At 41.9% G+C, this 21,737-nt stretch carries 21 protein-coding genes and 2 other annotated features; of the genes, 2 read left to right on the plus strand and 19 right to left on the minus strand.

Translation table 11 applies throughout. The features are described 5' to 3' along the window. Positions 1 to 43 precede the first annotated feature (43 nt). From J2S25_RS00480 to J2S25_RS00500, 5 genes are all read right to left on the minus strand, one after another. On the minus strand, positions 44 to 247 hold the full coding sequence (locus J2S25_RS00480; protein WP_307190958.1) for a hypothetical protein: 204 nt from the start codon (positions 245 to 247) through the stop codon (positions 44 to 46). Between the two features lie 104 nt (positions 248 to 351). Then, on the minus strand, positions 352 to 1,020 hold the full coding sequence (locus J2S25_RS00485) for an SOS response-associated peptidase (RefSeq protein WP_307190959.1): 669 nt from the start codon (positions 1,018 to 1,020) through the stop codon (positions 352 to 354). A gap of 106 nt (positions 1,021 to 1,126) precedes the next feature. Further along, positions 1,127 to 1,396 (minus strand): hypothetical protein, encoded by a 270-nt coding sequence (locus J2S25_RS00490; protein WP_044392515.1) that lies wholly within the window; start codon positions 1,394 to 1,396, stop codon positions 1,127 to 1,129. Between the two features lie 190 nt (positions 1,397 to 1,586). Beyond that, complete coding sequence (locus J2S25_RS00495) at positions 1,587 to 2,156, minus strand: NAD(P)/FAD-dependent oxidoreductase (RefSeq protein ID WP_307190960.1); 570 nt, start codon at positions 2,154 to 2,156, stop codon at positions 1,587 to 1,589. A gap of 291 nt (positions 2,157 to 2,447) precedes the next feature. Then, complete coding sequence (locus tag J2S25_RS00500) at positions 2,448 to 3,581, minus strand: MBL fold metallo-hydrolase (RefSeq protein ID WP_044392511.1); 1,134 nt, start codon at positions 3,579 to 3,581, stop codon at positions 2,448 to 2,450. A gap of 291 nt (positions 3,582 to 3,872) precedes the next feature. Here J2S25_RS00500 and sda point away from each other — a divergent pair, with 291 nt between their 5' ends. Beyond that, positions 3,873 to 4,007 (plus strand): sporulation histidine kinase inhibitor Sda, encoded by a 135-nt coding sequence (gene sda / locus J2S25_RS00505; RefSeq protein ID WP_044392509.1) that lies wholly within the window; start codon positions 3,873 to 3,875, stop codon positions 4,005 to 4,007. Between the two features lie 49 nt (positions 4,008 to 4,056). On the opposite strand, the gene odhB is transcribed toward sda, so the two are convergent. The 13 genes from odhB to J2S25_RS00570 form a co-directional block, all read right to left on the minus strand. Then, entirely contained in the window at positions 4,057 to 5,301 is a 1,245-nt protein-coding gene (gene odhB, locus J2S25_RS00510) for a 2-oxoglutarate dehydrogenase complex dihydrolipoyllysine-residue succinyltransferase (protein ID WP_307190961.1), read from the minus strand. After that, positions 5,288 to 8,134: a 2-oxoglutarate dehydrogenase E1 component gene (locus J2S25_RS00515; protein WP_307190962.1), complete on the minus strand. Its 2,847-nt coding sequence runs from the start codon at positions 8,132 to 8,134 to the stop codon at positions 5,288 to 5,290. The genes odhB and J2S25_RS00515 overlap by 14 nt, the downstream gene beginning before the upstream one ends. Positions 8,135 to 8,405: 271 nt before the next feature. After that, the gene (locus J2S25_RS00520; protein WP_044392504.1) at positions 8,406 to 8,645 is read right to left on the minus strand and encodes a hypothetical protein; all 240 of its coding nucleotides are present in this window, start codon (positions 8,643 to 8,645) and stop codon (positions 8,406 to 8,408) included. A 110-nt stretch (positions 8,646 to 8,755) separates the two neighbouring features. After that, on the minus strand, positions 8,756 to 9,838 hold the full coding sequence (gene mnmH, locus J2S25_RS00525; RefSeq protein ID WP_044392502.1) for a tRNA 2-selenouridine(34) synthase MnmH: 1,083 nt from the start codon (positions 9,836 to 9,838) through the stop codon (positions 8,756 to 8,758). Positions 9,839 to 9,962: 124 nt separating this feature from the next. Beyond that, entirely contained in the window at positions 9,963 to 10,541 is a 579-nt protein-coding gene (locus J2S25_RS00530; RefSeq protein ID WP_044392501.1) for a hypothetical protein, read from the minus strand. A 118-nt stretch (positions 10,542 to 10,659) separates the two neighbouring features. Then, the gene (gene trpA, locus J2S25_RS00535; RefSeq protein ID WP_044392500.1) at positions 10,660 to 11,424 is read right to left on the minus strand and encodes a tryptophan synthase subunit alpha; all 765 of its coding nucleotides are present in this window, start codon (positions 11,422 to 11,424) and stop codon (positions 10,660 to 10,662) included. Further along, entirely contained in the window at positions 11,424 to 12,629 is a 1,206-nt protein-coding gene (trpB, locus tag J2S25_RS00540; RefSeq protein WP_044392498.1) for a tryptophan synthase subunit beta, read from the minus strand. Before trpB ends, trpA begins: the two co-directional genes overlap by 1 nt. Further along, positions 12,630 to 13,247: a phosphoribosylanthranilate isomerase gene (locus J2S25_RS00545; RefSeq protein WP_044392496.1), complete on the minus strand. Its 618-nt coding sequence runs from the start codon at positions 13,245 to 13,247 to the stop codon at positions 12,630 to 12,632. It lies immediately after the preceding gene. Next, entirely contained in the window at positions 13,237 to 14,031 is a 795-nt protein-coding gene (trpC, locus tag J2S25_RS00550) for an indole-3-glycerol phosphate synthase TrpC (protein ID WP_044392494.1), read from the minus strand. The genes J2S25_RS00545 and trpC overlap by 11 nt, the downstream gene beginning before the upstream one ends. 1 nt (position 14,032) lies before the next feature. Continuing rightward, a complete protein-coding gene (gene trpD, locus J2S25_RS00555) occupies positions 14,033 to 15,058 on the minus strand; it encodes an anthranilate phosphoribosyltransferase (RefSeq protein WP_044392539.1) in 1,026 nt (341 codons plus the stop codon). Then, complete coding sequence (locus J2S25_RS00560; RefSeq protein WP_044392492.1) at positions 15,042 to 15,644, minus strand: anthranilate synthase component II; 603 nt, start codon at positions 15,642 to 15,644, stop codon at positions 15,042 to 15,044. Before J2S25_RS00560 ends, trpD begins: the two co-directional genes overlap by 17 nt. Further along, a complete protein-coding gene (trpE, locus tag J2S25_RS00565; RefSeq protein ID WP_044392491.1) occupies positions 15,628 to 17,022 on the minus strand; it encodes an anthranilate synthase component I in 1,395 nt (464 codons plus the stop codon). Before trpE ends, J2S25_RS00560 begins: the two co-directional genes overlap by 17 nt. Positions 17,023 to 17,081: 59 nt before the next feature. Next, positions 17,082 to 17,337: a binding site (T-box leader), on the minus strand. Positions 17,338 to 17,410: 73 nt separating this feature from the next. Next, positions 17,411 to 17,662, minus strand: a binding site (T-box leader). Between the two features lie 54 nt (positions 17,663 to 17,716). Then, on the minus strand, positions 17,717 to 18,358 hold the full coding sequence (locus J2S25_RS00570) for an MOSC domain-containing protein (protein WP_307190963.1): 642 nt from the start codon (positions 18,356 to 18,358) through the stop codon (positions 17,717 to 17,719). A 161-nt stretch (positions 18,359 to 18,519) separates the two neighbouring features. On the opposite strand from J2S25_RS00570, the gene J2S25_RS00575 reads away from it, so the two are divergent. Then, complete coding sequence (locus J2S25_RS00575) at positions 18,520 to 19,797, plus strand: MFS transporter (protein ID WP_307190964.1); 1,278 nt, start codon at positions 18,520 to 18,522, stop codon at positions 19,795 to 19,797. A gap of 69 nt (positions 19,798 to 19,866) precedes the next feature. Here the strand turns inward: J2S25_RS00575 and J2S25_RS00580 are convergent, their stop codons facing one another. Further along, entirely contained in the window at positions 19,867 to 21,726 is a 1,860-nt protein-coding gene (locus tag J2S25_RS00580) for a PTS fructose transporter subunit IIABC (RefSeq protein ID WP_307190965.1), read from the minus strand. Positions 21,727 to 21,737 lie beyond the last annotated feature (11 nt).

Consider the following 21,737-nt stretch of genomic DNA (forward strand, 5'->3'; position numbering starts at 1 on the left):
TATACATTCTAGTATAAAGAAACCATCAAGAAATAAGCAATAGTTAACTGGCATTTGCTTTTTCAGCAGCTACTTTTAAACCACTGACTTCAGATTGTTCAAAAGTCAATGTTTCACCAGTAATGACATTTTTTAAAGTGATATAGCAAACATCACATATTACATCCTTTCGCATAAATTGCAGAAAAGAAAAACGGTCGTTTTTGTGTATCAGTTCATAAAATCCTGATGAAGTATAATCATTCATGAAAATCCCTCTTTCCAGCATGTTTTCATCTTGTTGTTTGACTGTATGTTTCTTTACCACAACCATGACTTGTATCAAACATTGGAACTGAAAGGGGTAATTTCCTACAAGCTATTTAGCGGAACAATAAGTTCCTTTCCTTCATTTTTTGCCGAATTAATGGCGGTTGACACTGGATATACTTCCATGAAGGACCCTTCATAAGGAACTAACAGCTTTTTTAAATCGCTAGCTTGATTCAGTGACCGGTCAAGCCACACCTCAAACTTTTCTTTTGGAAGAATCACAGGCATTCTATCATGGATTTTTCCGACTATTTCATTTGCGCTAGTTGTAATAATAGTACAGGAAGCAATATCCTTCCCATCCTTGTTCCAATTCTCCCAGACCCCTGCAAATGCAAAGGGTTTTTTATCCTTCATTGCAAAACGATACGGTTGCTTATGTTTCCCTTCTTTTTTCCATTCGTAAAATCCATCGGTAAGGATCAGGCAACGCCTTTGTTTAAGTGCGTCCTTAAAGCTTGCTTTTTCTTCGACTGTCTCGGCACGCGCATTAATCATACGATAGCCGATTTTTTCATCATCCGCCCAGAAGGGAATCAATCCCCACCTCATTTTTTTTCCTATCCTGCCCTCGTCATTGTCTATAACTGCCAATATTTCTTGACCGGGAGCAATATTGTACCTCATCTCGATCTCATCTCGGAAGTTGAACTTGAATTGATCCTCCAAGGAACGTATGTCCTCGAATAATGAAAATCTTCCACACATTTGTCTTCCTCCATCACCTTATTTTTTACTATAATTCCCGTCCCTTTTCAGGATGTAACATTTTCAATCAAAAAAATAAGCCAGGCTCTTTTTTAGCCAGGCTTATTTATATCTTTTTCGCATAAATATTCTTTTTTATTTTTTCCCTAAAAACAATATTCGCTGCTACTAGGAATGGAATGATCGAGGCAATCGTAAATCCAAGCGCATAGCCCGATATCCTTTCGTTTAAAACTTTATCGGTAATGCTAAAACCCAGAAATGTTATCCCAATGCCATCCTTATCCACATGGTCGATGACCGACCATAGCTCTATTCCTTTTATAAGGAATAAAACACTTATGATCGACAGCAATAAAACCCATAGCCATCTCATACGACCATACCCCCATAATCTCTATACTTGAAAAAGGCTCAAGTGTATACACTATATTATAGGGAGTTATCGTATTAATTAATATAAAGCTAGAACAGTTGTAACAAAATGTTCAAAATGTCCGTTCTTAATTTCGTCAATAAGATGCTAATTATGGGAAAAATAAATTTTTTTAATATCACATGAAAAATTACTTATCGTGCCACATATAGGTTTTACTTGTTTCTTTTGTAACAATTGAAATACCTAATGCAGCGCCATGCCCTGCAGCAATAACGGATTGACTTGAAAGACCTGCCAGTAGACTTGTGATATAAAGATTAGGCTGGTTTGTTGTTCCATCCGCCTCGATTCCCAGTACTTTTTTAATTTTTCCGCTTGGTACCTTCTCATTGACTGCCAGCTCGAATCCAAGACTTTCAAGCAATGAAGTTTGAAGATTGGTTGCAATAATCAAATGTTTGGTATCAAATTCATTGCCATCAGTCAAAATGACGGAAAATCCATGATCCTTCTTTTTGACGGTCTCCACTATCCCTTCATTCCATTCAGTGCCTGCAGCGATCGCCTGGTCTTTGATATTTTCCAGAAGTTCTACACCGCTAATTTCTTTGATGCCCGGATAATTAAATATCTTTGTAACTTGTTTTATCTGAGATTTTCCAGAATCAATGACTCCAGTTTTCAGCCCACCTTGTGCAGTATAAATCGCAGCAGAACCTCCCGAGATTCCGCCTCCAATCACTAATACATCCAGCATTTCTTACTCCTCCTGATTTGCTATCACTAAAATTTTTTAAAATAATTTAGAGATCAGATAAATGACTCCTACCAGGAGCCATATGTACGTAGCCGGTCATATCGGGGGGAAGCCAGAGAATTTCCCTTTTCCTTCTTCACCAGTACGCTTAGGTCCCATTCCTCAGGAACCGCCTGCACAATGGTTTTTATTTTTTTCTTCTTTTTCCAAAATTTTTCACCTCACAAGCGAATAAGTGCTAGTTTCTCTTTAAACTTGAAAAAGAGGAAAGCTGTGCTCTCCTCTTTTATTTTAATGAGTGTGGTGGACAGCACAGCGGTTAGGACCAATCTCCAGCTCCATTGCTTCTTCAGCTGTCACTACTTTCACCCCGCGGTTGATTGCGACGATGTCTTCGAAGTTAGGTGGTGTCTCGCTTGATGCAGATTGTGCGACTTTGTCAACAAACTCTTCCATCGACTTGCCGGCCATCATTTCATTTTGATCACGAATCAATCCTAATTGACTCCCAATGAAACCTTCCGCATTCACTTCTTCATCAAATGCAGCATAGTGTCCTGGCAATACTATCACATCATCCGCGATTTGTGAAACTTTACTATACACAGTATTATACAGATCCTTTGCCCACTCTGCAGCTTTTCCGCCAAGGTCTGGTCGGCCAAGTCCATTTACAAAGATCGTATCCCCAGAGAATAAAAGTTTATTATTGACAAAGAAAGAAACACTTCCCGGGGTATGACCAGGCGTTTTGACAGCCAATACTTCAAGAGTGATGTTCTCAAATTCAATTTTATCATGCTCTTCCAGCGCTTCAAAGTCAAATATTGCCCCTTCACTTTTCATCAGATAATATTTTGCTCCAGTAACGTCAGCAAGTTCCTTGCCTCCAGACAGGTGATCTGCATGAAGATGAGAATCGACGATGTGAGTGATTTTCACCTTTTCTTTTTCCGCTACGTTTGTGTACCTGTCCGTGAACCTGGAAGGATCGACAACCAGTGCCTCGTTTTCAGACAGGACCATGTAAGAAAGGCAGCCTTTCCCAACACGGATGAACTGAAGTACCTTAATTTTATCATCCTTAAAAACTTCTACTGGATATAGATATTCACTCCACGATTTCATTCCGCCAGAAAGATATGATACATCAAAACCTGCATCAGAAAGCATTTCGGCAACCATAACTGAAGACCCTTCCTTAGCGCAGACCACGACGATATCCTTATCTTTAGGAAGTTGATCAACAACCTCTTCAACGCCATCAATCAATTCAAAGTATGGGATATTCAGGTAATCAATATTTTCACCTTCAACCTTCCAGTCTTCAAAGTCCTTGCCATTTCTTACATCAAAAATAAAAAAGCCCTTCTTGCTAACTACCCATTCATTTAGCTTTTCAGCAGTGATCGCTTGCATACCCATTTAAAAAATTCCTCCCTGTGTATATCGATATGTCTTGATATCAGATCCCCATCCGATACCCTTATGGGTATTATAATAAATGCTTAAAAATAAAAATGCAAGCTTTTTTTGTTAACTAATGTGCGTATGATGTTTTGGTGAATTAGTTCGAGCCACTTCCAAGGCTAGAAAAAATTACTAAAAAAAAATCTTCATAATGGGTTTTCAAAAACTTAATAAACCTTTACAATAGATTAAACTATAAAATTATAGTTTGAAAATTCAATCCATTCTTACCGAGGAGGAATGCAAATGAAAATTATGAGCAATGAACAACTGGTGGTCTCGTATCGTGATGCATTAAAGTCGGAAAGAGATAAAGAATGGGCACAGATTTTAAAAACAGAGATTTCCAAAAGAGGCCTCAAGCCATTTAAAAACCGTTAGAATTACAAAGAGGAAAGCACTGCCAATTTGGCAGTGCTTTTTTCAAAACTTATCCTTGCAATAGCAGTGATTCTGGATCTTCCATGAGCTGTTTAATGAGCTTCAAGAAGGTAACTGCTTCTTTCCCGTCGACGATCCTGTGGTCGTAGGATAAAGCGATGTACATCATTGGTCTGTTTTCCATGCGTTCCTTATCAATCGCTATCGGACGGAGCTGAATGGTATGCATACCGAGAATGCCCACCTGCGGGCCGTTGAGAATTGGTGTCGATAGCAATGAACCGAACACTCCTCCATTGGTAATCGTGAAGGTGCCACCTTGAAGGTCCTTTAAAGATAGCTTATTGGATCTTGCTTTTTCGGCGAGCTCATTGATATCTCGTTCGATCTCGGCAAAGTTTTTCCTGTCTGCATCCCTGATAACGGGAACAACCAGCCCTTCATCTGCAGCAACGGCAACGCCAATATCGTAAAATTTCTTTAGGATAAATTCATCACCCTGTATTTCTGCATTCAAATAAGGAGTCTTCTTTAATGCTGCGACAACTGCTTTTGTAAAAAAGGACATAAAGCCTAGGCGAACATCATTTTCTTCATAAAAACGGTCCTTCCACTTCTTCCGTAATTCCATGACAGCTGTCATATCGACTTCATTGAATGTAGTGAGCATGGCTGCTGTCTGTTGCACCTCTACCAGTCTATTGGCGATTGTCTGCCTTCTTCTAGACATTTTGATACGTTCAATGCGACTGTCAACTTCGATCGCAGCAACTGAGGAGGCCGCAGTTTCCGTCCTGTTAGTTGCAGGAGTTTGTTGATTAGGCGTATACGATTCGACATCCTGCTTCCTGACCCTACCTAGTGGATCATGAGAAGACACTTGCGATAGACTAATGCCTTTTTCCCGGGCCAGCTTTCGTGCTGCAGGAGAAGCAATGAGTCGACCTTGACTGCCGTCATCGGCAGCAGAATGGTCTTGCTTATCAACAGAGTATTCCTTCTCATTTTGTTGTTTTTCAGCTGATGCATTAGGGAGCTCAACTTCCGTTTTGCTGTCAGCTTTTTCACCAACTATCGCTATTGCCTCTCCAACCTTGACAGTATCACCTTCTGCTGCAAGCAGCACTGTTAAAATTCCATCATAATCGGAAATGATTTCAACATTGACTTTATCAGTTTCCAGTTCAACGATGTATTCACCCTTCCGGACTAGATCACCCTGTTGCTTCAGCCATTGGGCAATCGTTCCTTCCGTAATTGATTCGGCCAGTTCAGGTACTTTAATTTCTGCCATCCTCGTTTCCTCCTTTGCTCAAAGCTTCATGCACGATCCTTGCCTGTTCCAATTTATGAATATTTGGATCTCCTTCAGCAGGACTCGATCTTCTTCTGCGTCCGATATAAGCCACTTTAATACCGTTAGGTGCCGCTTCATTGATTCGCGGTTCAACGAAAGTCCACGCTCCCATATTTTTAGGCTCTTCCTGTACCCAAACGATCTCTTTTAAGTTTGGATACTGCGCTAATCTTTCTTTTAGCTCATCAAGCGGGAAAGGATAGATTTCTTCTATTCTTAAAACATGAAGCCAGTCGCTATCCTTCCCGTCAAGTTGTTCAGCAATATCAATGCTCACTTTTCCGGAACATAATACGATCCTTTCGATTTGCTCAGGATTTGATCCAAGTCCAGGCTGTTCGAGAATCGGTTCAAAGCTTCCTTCCGTCAGTTGTGCTGGATCTGCTGCAACGAGTGGGTTCCTTAGCAGACTTTTAGGTGTCATCAAAACGAGCGGCCGAACCGATTCCTGTTTCAAAATCTTTGCCTGCCTTCTGAGGATGTGAAAATATTGAGCGGCAGACGAAAGATTTGCGACCGTCCAGTTATTTTCTGCCGCCAAAGTGAGAAATCTTTCCACTCTCCCGCTCGAATGTTCTGGTCCCTGCCCTTCATAACCGTGCGGCAAAAGGATTACAAGCCCAGACTTTTGGCCCCACTTTGCCCTTCCTGCTGCGACAAACTGGTCAAAGAGGACTTGTGCCGCATTGGCGAAGTCTCCATACTGTGCTTCCCAGAGAACCAGGGTTTCAGGAGCAAAAACATTATACCCGTACTCAAATCCAACAACTGCCGCTTCAGATAACGGGCTATTATGGATGGAGAAAGACGCTTTGGCATCCGGTAAAGTATGGAGCGGTGAAAATTGTGCTCCCGTATTGCTGTCATGGAGCACGAGATTTCGTTGAGCGAATGTTCCACGCTCTGAATCCTGCCCTGTTAATCTTACTGGTATCCCCTCTTGTAAAATGGTGGAAAAAGCCAAAGTTTCAGCAAGACCCCAATCAATTTTCCCATTCTCAGAGAAGGCGTCCTGCCTTCTTTGCAGTATTTTCGCCAATTTGGAAAAAACAGTGAAACCTTCTGGCCAGGTAAGCAACTCGCTATTTATTTTTTTTAAAATATTTGCCGGTACCCCCGTTTTGATCCTCGGTATCCCCATTTCTACCACTTCCGGAATATCCGGTTCTTTTTCTCTCCCTTTCTCTGCTTTCGGAACTTTTTCATTGGCTGATTTCAAGATTGAGTTTATATTTTCTTCGATTTCTTCCCGTTTTTTTTCGGAGAGCACTCCCTGAGCTTTTAGTTTTTTCCCATACAGTTCTTTGACTGTTGGATGATTGTGAACAAGCTTATACATTTCCGGATTGGTTGTCATTGGTTCATCCATTTCGTTGTGGCCGAATCGGCGATATCCTATCAGGTCGATCAAAAAATCCTTGCCGAATCTACTCCTGTATTCAAAGGACAGCCTTGCTGCCATCAAACATGCTTCAGGGTCATCGGCGTTCACATGAATAATTGGTATTTCATATCCCTTTGCAAGGTCACTCGCATACCTTGTAGATCTTGAATCTATTGATTCAGTTGTGAAGCCAATCGTATTATTTGAGATGATATGAATGGTACCGCCTGTCTTGTATCCCGGAAGACGGCTTAAATTTAATGTTTCTGCCACAATTCCTTGACCTGGAAATGCTGCGTCACCATGAATGAGAATCGCCATTGCCTTAACCGGATCATATTTTGCATATCCTCGAAGGCCACGGTCATCCTGTGCAGCACGGGTAAATCCTTCTACCACCGCACCAGCGAATTCAAGATGACTTGGGTTATTTGCCAATGTTAACCGAATATTGGCGGTAGTACCTGATTTGATTTTTCGATCAATTCCCAGGTGATACTTTACATCTCCAGTCCAGCCAAAATTGATCCCAATGGAGCCTTCAGAAGGCACCAACTCCTTGTTTGGCGCATGTTGGAATTCGGCAAAAATCATTTCATACGGCTTACCTAAAACATGGGCAAGGACATTTAGCCTTCCACGGTGAGCCATTCCGATATTGATTGTCTCTACGTCATTATGAACTGCACTGGCTATCACCTCATCTAACAGTGGCACCATAGAATCCAACCCTTCGATAGAGAAACGCTTTTGCCCTACAAACGTCCTATGTAGGAATGTCTCGAAGTTTTCGACCTCAGCCAGGCGTTCATATAAGCCAATTTTCTTTTCGTTTTTGATTTGCGGAATCAGCGCTCCTGACTCTACTTTGTTCCTTAGCCATTCTTTTTCGTCTAATTGACTTATATGTTCAAATTCAGTCGCAATTGTATTCGTATAGACTTTTTTCAGGTATTGAAAGGCTTCCTTTCCAGTTTTGATATTTGGAGGAGCACTTGGACATACGAGACCCACAGGGACCGAATTTAGGTCTTCTTCGGTCAATCCCCACATTTCAAAGTCATCCCATTGATTATCCAAACTTCCCGATGATAATGGATGAATTTTTGCAGACAAATGACCGTTTGAACGAATATAATCTGCATATCTCAGGACGGCGGCAATTTTGGCAGGATTTTCAGACATATTTCCCGTTACAGGCGTTGAAAAATCAACTGCTGGGTTCGTTGCCTTTCGATTATGTTGGTTCTGTTCAAAATACGCCTTCATTTCAGGATCTACAGCGTTTGGATTTTGCAGGAACTGTTCGTACAATTCTTCCACATACCCCTGATTCGCCCCATGAAATCCAGGCCATTCTGTATGTTCCGTAACAGGCTTCTTCATCCTATAACCCCCTTGCTTTTCGTAACGCATGCTAATAATCTGTTACCCTGTCCAATTCCTTATTAACAGTAAAATCAAAGAATAATAATGCAATTCTGATATCAAACGATTACATTGGTATTTTAACATGATATTTCCTTTTAACCAAAAGTTTTGACTATCCTGATAGTGTTAAATAGTTTCCCGTGTTTTGTTATCGTGAAAAAACAATCTTCACAAAAAAAAACTGGCGGGAACCAGTTTGAGTTTCAAAGATTTATTTAGATTGTTATTATTGTAGATTCATCATGGCAATATACATATTCTTGGGGGCAAAAAGATTATTCCTTTTTTCGTTTTGATTAACCTCAATCATATCATTATGTTCTACTGGCAATTCAAAATGTCCACAGGTAATAGCTTTTTGGAACCTTGATCCTGCGTTGAATTTGTTGACTCCATCATTATTGGTGAAACCAACGCTTTCTACATGCAGTGAGAAACGATGATGACAGGTTTTTGATTCGCTCATCTTCCACCCTCCTATTAAATTTTGCCTTACACTATTATACAATGAATCAGCAGAATATTCAGTGATATTAATTCAAAAAAAGAAAGGAAGCAAATGACTGCCTTCCTTTGTTAATAACCTTTTCCTCCAATTTTTAAACCATAATTGGAATCAGCTAGGGAAAGTTTTAGTTTTTTCTCAAGCTGTGCCACTACATCCGGTACATCCGCATCAATTTCAAGAAACGGACCTGGATACTCCTGGAGTGCATGGCCATAACGCGGATCATAATAATGTATTAACAAGATTTCAATCAGTTCATGATAATTTTTCTCTTTCAAGGCTAGTCGCAGGGATGTTGCAGCGTCTCCGGGAATCCGTCTAAGCAGCTTGGTGACTTTTTCTTGTACTTCTTCTTCAAACCAAACCTCTTGTTTAAAAGGATGTACATATTCCTGATAAATTCGCTCCACCCTTTTGGGAATCGAACTTTTGACTAGAAAATGAATTCCGTCCGCCTTTTTCGCAATTATTTCGTCTGGTTGGGCAGCCCGTCCGATTCTCTTGCTCTCCGCCTCTACGATGAAATAATTCGATTCTGTTATTTCAGTAAGGCGATGAAAAAGCAGTGCATCGAAGGTTTTTTGATTGCGGGATTCTCCCATTCCAATCATTCCAAAAATCGATCCTCGATGGTTAGCCATTTGTTCTAGATCGATTACGGGATAGCCCTTTTCCTGTAAAACTTTTAAAATATCCGTCTTTCCTGTCCCAGTCATCCCGTGCAAAACAACTGCCTTGTGAGGCAATAATTCGGGAATTTTTTCTAAAACATATTCCCGATAGGCACGATAGCCTCCCTCTAGTCGATAGGCGGATATTCCGGAATATTCCAGAAATAACGCAACAGACTGGCTTCTCATCCCGCCTCTCCAGCAATGTATAACTGGCTCGGCACCGGTCTTTTTCAAGTCTTTTATTTCACTAAGAAGCTGGGGAAGCTTAGGGGCAACGATTTCCATCGCCCGCCATTTAGCTGCTTTTTCTCCGGATTTCTTATAAAGTGTGCCAATTTCCTGCCTTTCGTCATCGGTAAATAGCGGGATATTCACCGACCCAGGAATGGCTGAATCCTTATGTTCGATTGGTGCTCTAACATCAACAGGGATATATTTTCTTGAACTGATTAATTCTTTTACAGATATGTCTTTCATTTTTCCCAATGACCTCCAAGGTCCATAAAGTAAAACCGCTTCTAAAAAGGCAACTTGAATTCCTTTTACTTACCCTCCATCGTATCATATTTTGAAAAAGAAAAAAACCGCAGGGCGCCTGCAGTCAACACGAAAACTTTATTCCAATGAGCTTGCTGATCGCCCTGCACAATTCGTGCCATTCCTTTGGGAAAGCTTCATGACCTTTGCTTTTATATGTCTTTCCTTTTGTTTTAAGTGTAACCGACCAACTCGTACCATCAACAATGATTCCTTCCGTGTGATAATCATCCTGCCAATCCCACAGCTTAACTGAATACAACTTTTTTTTGAGTTCTCCCACAGACCCGAAGCTTTCCGTCTTTATCGGACCTGGTGCTCTAGAATCAAGATGCCATTCAAAATACGTGAAGGTATTTCTTGTGAAATCTATTCTTACTCTCTGCTCCGGTCCAGGGTATCCATGCAGTTCCACGATTAGCAGCATTGGTTCTTTGTCTGGCCTAATGGATACCGTATCATCATTTAGAACGAACAATTCCGTATTCCGGCTGATAACTGTTTTAATATAGGAAGCTTCTAGTAATCGAGTTCTGTCTTGAGCAAGTTGTAGTGCCTGCTCATTCATTTCCTCACATATGATTGGGATCGTTGCGGTTCCCTTTTTCTGAAGTATAGCGAGAATCGCCTCGTACATTTTCATATCGGTCAACTTCCTTTATAAACTAAATAGTTTCCCATGCAAGCAACACTTTCTATTAGTATATAAAAGGAAAACAAGAATGTACTGTAACAAATCGCACGTTTTTTCAAAAAAATACCTATATTTTTTCAACAGAGAGAATAAGCTTCTTCATTTCTTCTAAATTATCCTGCTCAAACAAATCAATAATTTTACTGCCTACAATTACGCCGTCACAATGCCTGCAAACTTCCTCCACTTGTTCTGCTGTTGAGACACCGAAGCCTGCCAAAACTGGGACGGAACTCACGCTTTTCACATAGGACAAAAACTCCGCAAGATCATCACTGAACTTTGTTCGAGACCCCGTGATTCCTGTAACTGTTACGGCATAGATGAATCCTGTTGCAGTTGCCGCAATCTTCCTTATTCTTTCCTTCGGAGTCGTTAAGGTGACCAGTCGAATCAAGGCCAGATCATTTTGTTCAAAAGGAGCAAGGACCAAATCCTCTTCCTCAAGCGGGAGATCCGGGATAATGCAGCCAGAAATCCCGGCATTGGCAGCATCAGTTGCAAAAGCTTCAATCCCGTAAGCTATTACTGGATTTGCATAGGTCATGAAAATCAATGGTACCTTGATCTCCGTCTTATAGGCTGCAATATCCTTCAGTACTTTTTTCACAGTGGTTCCGTGAGCAAGTGCCCGAAGGCCGGCTTTTTGAATGGTTGGCCCATCAGCAACGGGATCGGAAAAAGGAATTCCGATTTCGATCGCGTCTGCTCCTGAGTTTTGAAGGAAGATCAATCTCTCTTTGAGAGCCTCCAATCCTCCATCCCCCGCCATTATATAAGGAATGAATACTTTTTTTCCTTTTTCAGTCAGAGCCTTTTTGATCCTGTCCATTATTCCTGTCCTCCTATTCGAGCTTGAATGGTCTGTACATCTTTATCGCCTCGGCCAGATAAGCAGACAACAATGTTCTCCTCTTTGCTCATTCCGGCAGCGAGCTTTACGGCATACGCTATTGCATGTGCACTTTCGAGAGCTGGGATGATGCCTTCGAGCTTGGAAAGAAGCTGAAAGGCATCCAGTGCTTCTTCGTCAGTAACCGATTCATAATGGACTCTATTGATGTCATGAAGATGACTATGCTCCGGACCAATTCCAGGATAATCCAGTCCCGCAGAAATCGAATGTGCCTCCTGAATTTGTCCGTCCTCATCCTGAAGAAGGTACATCATCGCGCCGTGTAGCACGCCTGGCTTCCCTTTTGTTAGCGATGCTGCATGCTTGTCCGTTTCCAATCCCAATCCTGCCGCTTCCACCCCGTAAATAGCTACGCTTTCGTCTTCGATAAACGGATAAAACAATCCAATTGAGTTGCTTCCTCCACCAATGCATGCGACGAGCGCATCGGGTAATTTTCCTTCTTTTTCAAAAAACTGTTGTTTCGTTTCCTTACCGATGACGCTTTGAAAATCTCGGACCATTTTTGGAAAAGGGTGTGGTCCCATCACAGATCCGAGAATATAATGGGTATCTCTTACATTTGTTACCCAGTACCTTAATGCTTCATTTACAGCATCCTTCAGCGTTCCACTTCCAGCATCAACACTTACCACTTTTGCCCCAAGCAGCTCCATCCTGAACACGTTCAATTGCTGGCGTCTAATATCCTCTTTGCCCATGAAAATGACACATTCCAATTTCAGCAAAGCACAGACTGTCGCTGTAGCAACCCCGTGCTGCCCTGCTCCGGTCTCAGCAACGATCTTTCGCTTGCCCATCCGGACGGCAAGCAAGGCCTGCCCGACTGTATTATTGATTTTGTGGGCTCCTGTATGATTCAGATCTTCACGCTTCAAATAAATTTTCGCGCCACCACTATGCTCGGTTAAATTGCCTGCCAAGTATAAAGGAGTTTCCCTGCCTACATAATCCTTCATTAGCTTTTGAAGTTCTGTGTGAAAATCTTTATCTATCATTGCCCGATTGTATTCTTTCTCCAGTTCCAGCACAGCCTCCATCAATGTTTCTGGGACAAACCTTCCTCCATAATTTCCAAAATGTCCTTTTTCGTCCGGCAAATTATATGCTTTTGTCGTCATTTACATTTCCTCCCCTGCATTCTTTGCTTTCGTGATAAAATCTTGAATCTTCGTTAAATCTTTTTCGCCGTTTGTTTCGACACCGCTGCTGACATCCACCATAAATGGTTTTATCTTTCTGATCGCTTTTCCAATATTCTCAGGGTTCAGTCCACCTGCTAAGATGATATTTGTCTTTGTCATGCCGATTGCTTCTGCCAGATCCCATTCGAAACTCGAGCCATTTCCTCCGTGATATTCTGCTGGAGGGCTATCAAGAAGAATGTAATCAGCTGTTATAGTATCCATTTTCTCAAGATCTTGAGGAAACTGAATAGAATAAGCCTTTAATAACGGCAGCTCGATTGATTGATAATCCTCTAAGTTTTCATCCCCATGGAGCTGGATATGTGTCAGTCCAGCAGTTTCGGCGATCCGCTTAATTGTTTCAGCATTTTCATTTACAAACACCCCCACCTTCCAGACTTCTTTTGGCAGGGTTTCAATGATATTTCTTGCCTCTAAGGCTGTAATTTGTCTTTTGCTCCTGGCAAACACGAACCCTAGAGCGTCCACTCCGCATTGAACTGCATGGCCAGCTGCCTCGACTGAACGTATTCCGCAAATCTTAACCTTCATGATGACTCCTTATCGATGAAACAGTGAAATTGTTGAATGTTTCAGTAAGATCGGCTGAAGTCATGAATGTCTCGCCAATTAATACTCCGTCTGCACCAGCCGCTGCTGCACGGACAATATCGCTCCTTGTTTTCATGCCGCTTTCACTAATTAGCATTGCCCCTGTCTTTTTCACAAGCGGACCGAGCTTCTCGGTATTTGCCAAGTCAACGACGAATGATTTCAAATCACGATTATTAATTCCAATCATTTGAGCATTGATAGCAAGTGCTTTTTCGAGATCGGTTTCGTCATGAATTTCAACGAGGCACTCGAGTCCTTTTTCAGAGGCATACTCGTATAGTTCTGCCAATTTCGCTTGAGGCAATGCCGCTGCTATTAGCAAAATGACATCCGCTCCGGCGGAACGGGCTAAATCTATTTGAATCGGATCGACGATAAAATCCTTGCATAGAATCGGAAGCTCTACTGCTTCTCTGACTTTTTTCAAATCAGTAAAGGATCCTTTAAAACCTTTTTCATCCGTTAATACAGATATAGCTGATGCACCTGCCGCGGCATAGAGCTTTGCTTGCTGAGCAGGGTCCAATGAAAGATTAATGTCTCCTTTTGAAGGGGATGCCCGTTTGAATTCGGAAATGATAGCGACATTGTTTGCCTCTTTTAATGCTTTGATGAAAGAACGCGGTTCGGAAAGTGATGCTTGTATCGTAATTTTCTGCTTCCTCCACTCCTCCACCTCTCCTTTTTTTCGTTCAATGATTGAATCAAGTATTGTTCGCATTTCAACCGACCGCCTTTTTATTTTGCTTGCTGAGGCTGATTAAATTTTCCAGTTTCGATAGTGCCCTGCCTGAATCGATGCTTTCCGCTGCCAGCTCCACTCCTTGCAAAATCGACTCTGCTTTCCCCGCTGTGTATATTCCAAGACCCGCATTCATCAGAACAGTATCCCGATAAGCACCCTTTTTACCCTTGAGAACATGGAGCAATATGTCAGCATTGTCGCGTGCATCTCCACCTCTAATACTGTCATTGTCGTACACTGGCAAATTCACTTCTTCCGGCAGAAGTTTGATTCGTTTGATTTCTCCTTCCGTAACAATCACCATTTCGTTTTCGCCTGCAAGAGAAGCTTCATCCATTCCACCTGCCCCGTTGACGACAATCGCTCGCTTCCTGTTCAGGTTTGCAAGCACTTGGGCAAACTTATCAAGCATATCCCTGCGGTAAATTCCAAGCAACTGGTAATCAAGCTGAACCGGATTTGTCAGCGGTCCGATCAAATTAAAGATAGTCGGGATTTTTAGATCTCTCCGGACCTTCATAATTTGTTTCAATTTCGGGTGTACATGAGGAGCATATAAAAAAGCAATCCCATTCTGCTCGAGGACTTCTTCTGTTTCTTCTGGAGAGAAGTCTAGACTAATGCCGAGTTCCTCCAATACATCCGCACTTCCAGTCTTGCTCGATACACTTCTGTTTCCATGCTTTGCGACGGTAATTCCAGCACCAGCAATAACAAATGCCGAAGTAGTACTAATGTTAAAACTTTTTGAACCATCCCCCCCTGTGCCGCAATTATCAAGCACATCAGGTATTCTCTTTGGAAAATTTAATGCATGCTTTCTGATCGCTTTGACTAACCCGGAAACCTCCTCTGCCGTTTCTCCTTTTGATTTAAGACCTGTCAAAAAGGATGCGATTTCGCTGTCTGATACTTCTTGCGCAAAAATACCTTGGACAGCTTCCTCCATTTCTTGCTCTTGCAGAGATTTTCCTTCGATCAGCATTTCAAGATAATTTTTCATCATTTACAGTCTCCTTTCTGATTTCAGTAAGAAAATTGAATAACATTTGTTTTCCGCTCTCCGTTCCAATTGATTCGGGATGAAATTGAAGCCCATATACAGGGTAATGATTATGCTTGATTGCCATAATTTCGTCGTCATCTGCAGCTTCGGCGAGAATCTCAAAGTCTTCACTGAGCGTCAGCGGGTCGATCACTAAAGAGTGATACCTCATTACCTCAGGTTGTTCATTCAGATGAATCATGATCGATTTACCTGAATGTCTTAACTTAGATTGTTTGCCATGCATGATTGTCTTTGCTTTTATGATTGAACTGCCAAATGAATAGGCGATTGCCTGATGTCCAAGACATATCCCCAGGATCGGAATTTTTGGCGCGAACTGTTGAACTGCTTCGACACAAATTCCTGCCTGTTCCGGCCTGCCCGGACCAGGGGAAAGGACGATTGCTTCAGGATCCATTCGTGTGATTTCCTGAATCGAAATTTTATCATTCCGGACCGTTTTCACTTCAGCTCCCAGCTCACTTAAATATTGGTAAAGGTTATAGGTAAAGGAATCGTAATTATCAATCAGTAGAATCATTGGCAGCCTCCATCAATGCTTTTAATTTATGATTTGTTTCATCAAACTCTTTCGCTGGGTCTGAGTCATATACAATCCCTGCGCCTGCCTGAAGATAGCCTTTACCATCCTTGACAACCAAAGTTCTGATCGCTAAGGCAAAATCCATGTTTCCACATGCAGAGAAGTAACCGACCGCCCCTGAATAAACACCCCTTTTTTCCGCCTCCAGTTCATTGATGATTTGCATCGCTCGAATCTTTGGTGCCCCTGATACAGTTCCTGCTGGAAGACAAGCCGCTAATCCATCGATCGGATGTGCATCTGATAGCAGCCTCCCGCTTACCTCCGATACGAGGTGCATAACAAACTGGTATCGTTCTACTTCCAGAAATTTATCAATTTTCACACTTCCCACTTCGCATATTTTCCCTAAATCATTCCTTGAGAGATCAACGAGCATTTTGTGTTCGGCCAATTCCTTTTCGTCCTGCGTTAGTTCCCGTTCCAGTTTTTCATCTTCATCTGCTGTTTTCCCTCTCGGCCTGGTACCGGCAATTGGGTTCGTAACCATTATTCCGCCCCGGTACTTGACAAGGCTTTCTGGCGAAGTGCCGGCAACTGCATAGTCTGCAAAATCAATGTAATACATATAAGGAGAGGGGTTATTTATCCTCAATTTTCGATAAAAAGAAAATGGATCTCCTTTTGCAGTCGCCGAAAGTCTTCTCGATAAAACTACTTGAAAGATTTCGCCTTCCTCAATCAAGCTCTTTGCTATTCTGACCGAGTTTTCATACTCGTCTCTGTCTTGAGAGGCTGTAAAATCCGATAGGGAAAAGGGACTGATCGGCTGTTTTTTATTTGTCGATTCAAGTTGTTTTTTCCGATTTTCTATTTTTCTGATCAAATTAGTGTTGCTGTATCCCGGATACTGAATGCCAATCAGGTTAATCTTTTGTTTAAGGTGGTCAAATACGATAATCTCATCGAAGAACATCAAATGCGCTTCTGGCATATCTAGTGGATCATCCTTCAACGGTCCAATTTCTTCAAATTCACGAATGAAATCATAGCTAACAAAACCTATTCCACCCCCGATAAAGGGAATATCTAACTCAGGTTTTATTTTTGGAAGCATCTTTTTCAAAGCCTGTGAAAAAGATATCCCGATGTGCTCCTTAGTCCCTTCTCTAATAAGATACGTCTCGCCTTTTTCATTCAAAAGCTCAAATAAAGGGTCGCTGCCGATAAACGAAAAACGGCCAGAATCTTTATATTTATGAGAGCTTTCCAGAAGGAATTTCTTCTTGCCGGGAATCCTTTGATAAACGGATATCGGCGTTAACGTATCTCCTTCCATTTCTTCTACATACACTTCCGAAGCTTCTACTTTCATGTAAAATCCCCCTTAGAAAATAAAAATGTCCCCTATACATGCACAAAGAAATGTGCTGTATAGAGGACGATTACGATTGGACCGCGGTGCCACCTCAAGTTGGAACTTAAAAAAGTTCCCTCTCTTCAAGTACAGGAAATCTAAAAAGATCTCGATATACCCTATCCTTTTAACGGAGGAGTCCGGGCAGCCCTACTTATTGGTTCAGGCTGCCTCTCACAAGGCCATTCAACAGGTATTACGTACCGGTTCACACCATTTCCGGCTCTCTGAAACGAAAATATCCTGCTTACTCATCTTGTTCAACGAGTTACCATTATTGTTTTTTCGCATTAAATCATTTGGTTCCCAGTTTTAGACAAACAAAAAAGGGCCCCCTCCTTATTTGAATAAGGACGAGAGGACCCGTGGTACCACCTTAATTAGCTGATTAACAGCTCACTTAGCAGCATCAAGCAAGATTTATGCTTTAATGCGTGCCTTTTGTAACGATAAGGCCAGTTCGCCAAAGCCTACTGCCAATTGGGTTCGGTTTGGAAGCTCGGAAGTCCATTCGCTGCAACAGTTACACTGATTTTCACCAACCATCAGCTCTCTTTTAGTACCCGTTTCAGTTACTACTCTTCGTCAACACTGTACGATATATTGTTTTAAATGATAAAGGCAATAAAGAGAAAAGTCAATAAAAATAATTTTAATTTTTCTTCATTAAGAGTTTAGTCACTTCCTCTTTCCACGCTACTGCCAGTCCTTCCGTTCCTATTAGTGATTCAATTGCTTTCCTGTCATTCCTGCGGTGGAAAAGAATTTCATTAGCCATCAGAATAGAAAAGTCCTCTTGTTTACGCTCCAGCAATACGATTTCAGCATCTCCATTGACGATCCCATCCTCCAGGACCCTGAAAAAATATCCTGTATAACCGGTTTGAACTACTCTTTTCAATAACAAATCGATACCATTGTTTTTGGAGATTTTAGAACATGGAATCCTTCCTTGAGAAACTTGAATTGTCGCTTCCCCAAGGCGGTAAATATCTCCTATGTATACGTCGGCCTCTTTCATGCCCAGAGCGGAAATATTTTCACCAAAAGTGGGCGTTTCAATCTTTTTATCAAATTCAGCTGACCATTGTTGGTAATGTTCAAAAGGGTAGAAGCAAACAGCTCTGTCAGGACCACCATGGTATTCTGTTGCTGCTACTTCATCACCCTCGAAGGAATTCTGAGTCAAAAGGGCTTGTTTGACTCCTTTCTTCCCGATTGCGGATTGTTCCGCTTTCCCCTCCCAGTTTTTCAACTCTGGCTTCCCTACATTTAAATACAGTATCTGTCCCATGTCCCTCCACCCTTCCGGACTTTTCCAACTATTTTATCCTTTCCGAGGGAAAAATGCCATATAGATTTTACATGGACAATCATTACCATAAAAAGACACCATCTTTTCAGTCGTTTTTGGTCACACTACAAATAGCATAAATTAAAAGGCAGGTTACAAAAATGAATTATATCGAGAATTTGTTTCCAAAATCCGGGAAACTCTTGGATAAAAAATCTAAGGATACGAAGGTTGATCCTGTCAAAAGTAAAAAATGGGCCATTGTTTCAATCGCCTCTATTCCATTAGTGATGACTCTTGGTAATTCAATGCTAATCCCAGTCTTGCCAGTAATGGAAAAACGAATGGGCATTTCTGTCTTCCAATCAAGTTTAATTATTACTGTTTATTCGATAGTAGCAATTTTTTTAATCCCGATTGCTGGGTACTTATCAGACCATATTGGTCGGAAGAAGGTCATTATTCCAAGCCTGATTATAACAGGGATCGGTGGAATCATTTCTGGATGGGCTTCATGGCAAATGACCGATGGATATTTGATCGTCTTAATTGGCAGAGCCCTTCAAGGCGTTGGAGCTGCTGGGGCTTTTCCGATCGTATTGCCCTTGGTAGGGGATATGTTTAAAGGGGACGATGAAGTCAGTGGTGTGCTTGGCGAAATTGAAACTGCAAACACACTTGGCAAGGTTTTAAGCCCTATTCTTGGTTCGTTTTTGGCGGGATTTATCTGGTTTCTACCATTTTTCTCCATTCCCATTTTCAGTGCAATTTCGGTTGTACTGATGACTTTTTTGGTGAAAAGCCCAAAAAAGGAGGAAAATCCATTGCCTTTTAAGGATTTTATCCAAAAAGTGAAACTAATTTTCACTGAAAATGGGCGTTGGCTGTATGCCATCTTTTTTATTGGGATAATTGTCATGTTTGTCCTTTTCGGAGTATTATTTTACCTGTCCGATCTCCTTGAGAATAAATACGGAATCCACAACTTACAAAAAGGACTATACCTGGCCATTCCATTAGGGGCACTTTGTACTGCATCGTATATTATTGGGAAACTCATTAAGAAAAATAGAACGCTGATGAAATGGATCACTTTTACCAGTTTATTGATACTTGGGATTGCAGTAGGTCTGCTGAGTTTTTCTAATGAATTATGGTTCTTATTAACCATGTTCCTAGTTGCAGGGACTGGAATCGGCGCAAGCCTTCCTCCTCTTGATGCGCTAATTACCGAAAGCATTGAGAAGGAGGAGAGAGGTACAATCACCTCCATATATAGTTCAATGAGATTTATTGGCGTCGCAGCCGGTCCCCCTGTCATCGCCTTGATGATGAAGAATTCAAATTCGAACCAACTTATTTTTATCCTTCTAGCGTCACTAAGTATCGCAGCATCCCTCGCCACCTTTCTGTCAATCAAGCCAGACAAAAACACATAGGAAAATACATTTCTCGAGGAAGAAAATCCGTAAAAAAGCCTGCAGATCCAATTTCTGCAGGCTTTTCTATTACTTTGATAACGGTTTCTTCAATAGTCCAAGCAGGATCGCTGTGACAGCTGATCCAATTAAGATTGCGGCGAGGTATAAAAGCCACCCGCCATCCACAAGTGGAACTACGAACAAACCGCCATGAGGAGCTCTCAATCCGATATGGAACATCATTGACAATCCGCCAGCAACAGCCGCTCCAGCCATTGCGGATGGAATGACCCTAAGCGGATCAGCCGCAGCAAATGGAATTGCACCTTCCGTGATGAAGGAAAGTCCCATGATATAATTCGCTTTTCCGGCATCTTGATCTTCTTTTGAAAATTTATTCTTAAAAATTGTAGTCGCTAGTGCGATTCCTAATGGAGGGACCATGCCAGCAGCCATAATAGCAGCCATTGGCTCATATACACCATTTGCAAGCAATCCTGTTCCAAAAACATAAGCAGCTTTATTTACTGGTCCACCCATGTCAAATGCCATCATTAGGCCAAGGACAATTCCTAGCAAGACAGCATTTCCTGTTCCTAAACTTGACAGCCAGTCTGTTATTGCCTGGTTCAAAGCACCAACCGGTTTATTTACCAGGAATAACATAATGAATCCTGTAAGGGCAATTCCGAATAATGGATACAAAAGGATTGTTTTAATCCCTTCTAGTGACGCAGGAAGACCAGCGAATAATTTCTTCAGACCGAGAACGAGATATCCTGCAAGGAATCCAGCGACCAAACCGCCAAGGAAGCCTCCGCCTCCTATTGCCGCAAGCACACCGCCTACCATACCAGGAGCAAATCCAGGTCTGTCTGCAATACTTAAAGCAATAAAACCGGCAAGAATAGGTACCAGCAATCCAAATGCTCCCGCTCCGCCGCCAATATCCATCAGCGCTTTTGCGATGGGATGGTAGGATGGATCTTCTGGATTGAAGGCATTATAGCCGAACATGAAGGAGATCGCGATCAGGATACCACCTCCGACAACAAAAGGAAGCATATTTGAAACACCATTCATCAAATGCTTATAGATTCCTCCACGGCTTGCTTTCTTTTCTGTCGGGACATTGCCTGTCGACTTATAAAGCGGCGCATCCTTCTTAACCGCTTTTTCAATCAGATCTTTTGGCCTGCGGATTCCGTCGGCAACTGGTACATCGATCAATGGCTTACCTGCAAATCTTTCCATATTAACTTTTGTATCGGCAGCGATAATGACAGCCTCAGCTTTTTCAATTTCTTCTGGCGTCAGGACATTTTTTGCGCCCCCTGACCCATTCGTTTCTACCTTGATATCTACGCCCATTTCAGCCGCTTTCGCTTTTAACGAATCAGCTGCCATGTACGTGTGGGCAATCCCTGTTGGGCAAGCAGTGACAGCAACGATGAATTTTCTATTTTCGCCAACAGATGGCTCTTCTTTTTCTTCCTGGTCATAAATGTCTATAATATCCATGACTTCATCTGCAGATTGAGCAACCAACAGCTTCTCCCGTGCATCAGCCTTCATTAAGATGGTTGATAATCGTGCTAGTGCCTCCAGATGCGTGTTATTTGCACCTTCAGGGGCTGCAATCATGAAAAATAAATGCGCCGGCAGACCATCTAGAGATTCATAGTCGATCCCTAACTCTGAGCGGCCAAATACGATGGCAGCTTCTTTTACAACGCCAGTTTTTGCGTGTGGGATAGCGATCCCATCCCCAACACCTGTCGTGCTTTGTTTTTCGCGATTCAAAATCTCCTTCTTGAATATTTTTTGATTGGTTAATTTACCGGTTGAATCAAGTACATCGACAAGCTCATTGACAGCATCGAGCTTCGTTCTGGCAGTCATAGATAAATGAATGGTTTCTTTTGTCAGCAATTCTATGATTTTCATGGTTCTCCCCC

Origin of the sequence: Mesobacillus stamsii (assembly GCF_030814065.1) — a bacterium.
Classification (GTDB): domain Bacteria; phylum Bacillota; class Bacilli; order Bacillales; family Cytobacillaceae; genus Mesobacillus; species Mesobacillus stamsii.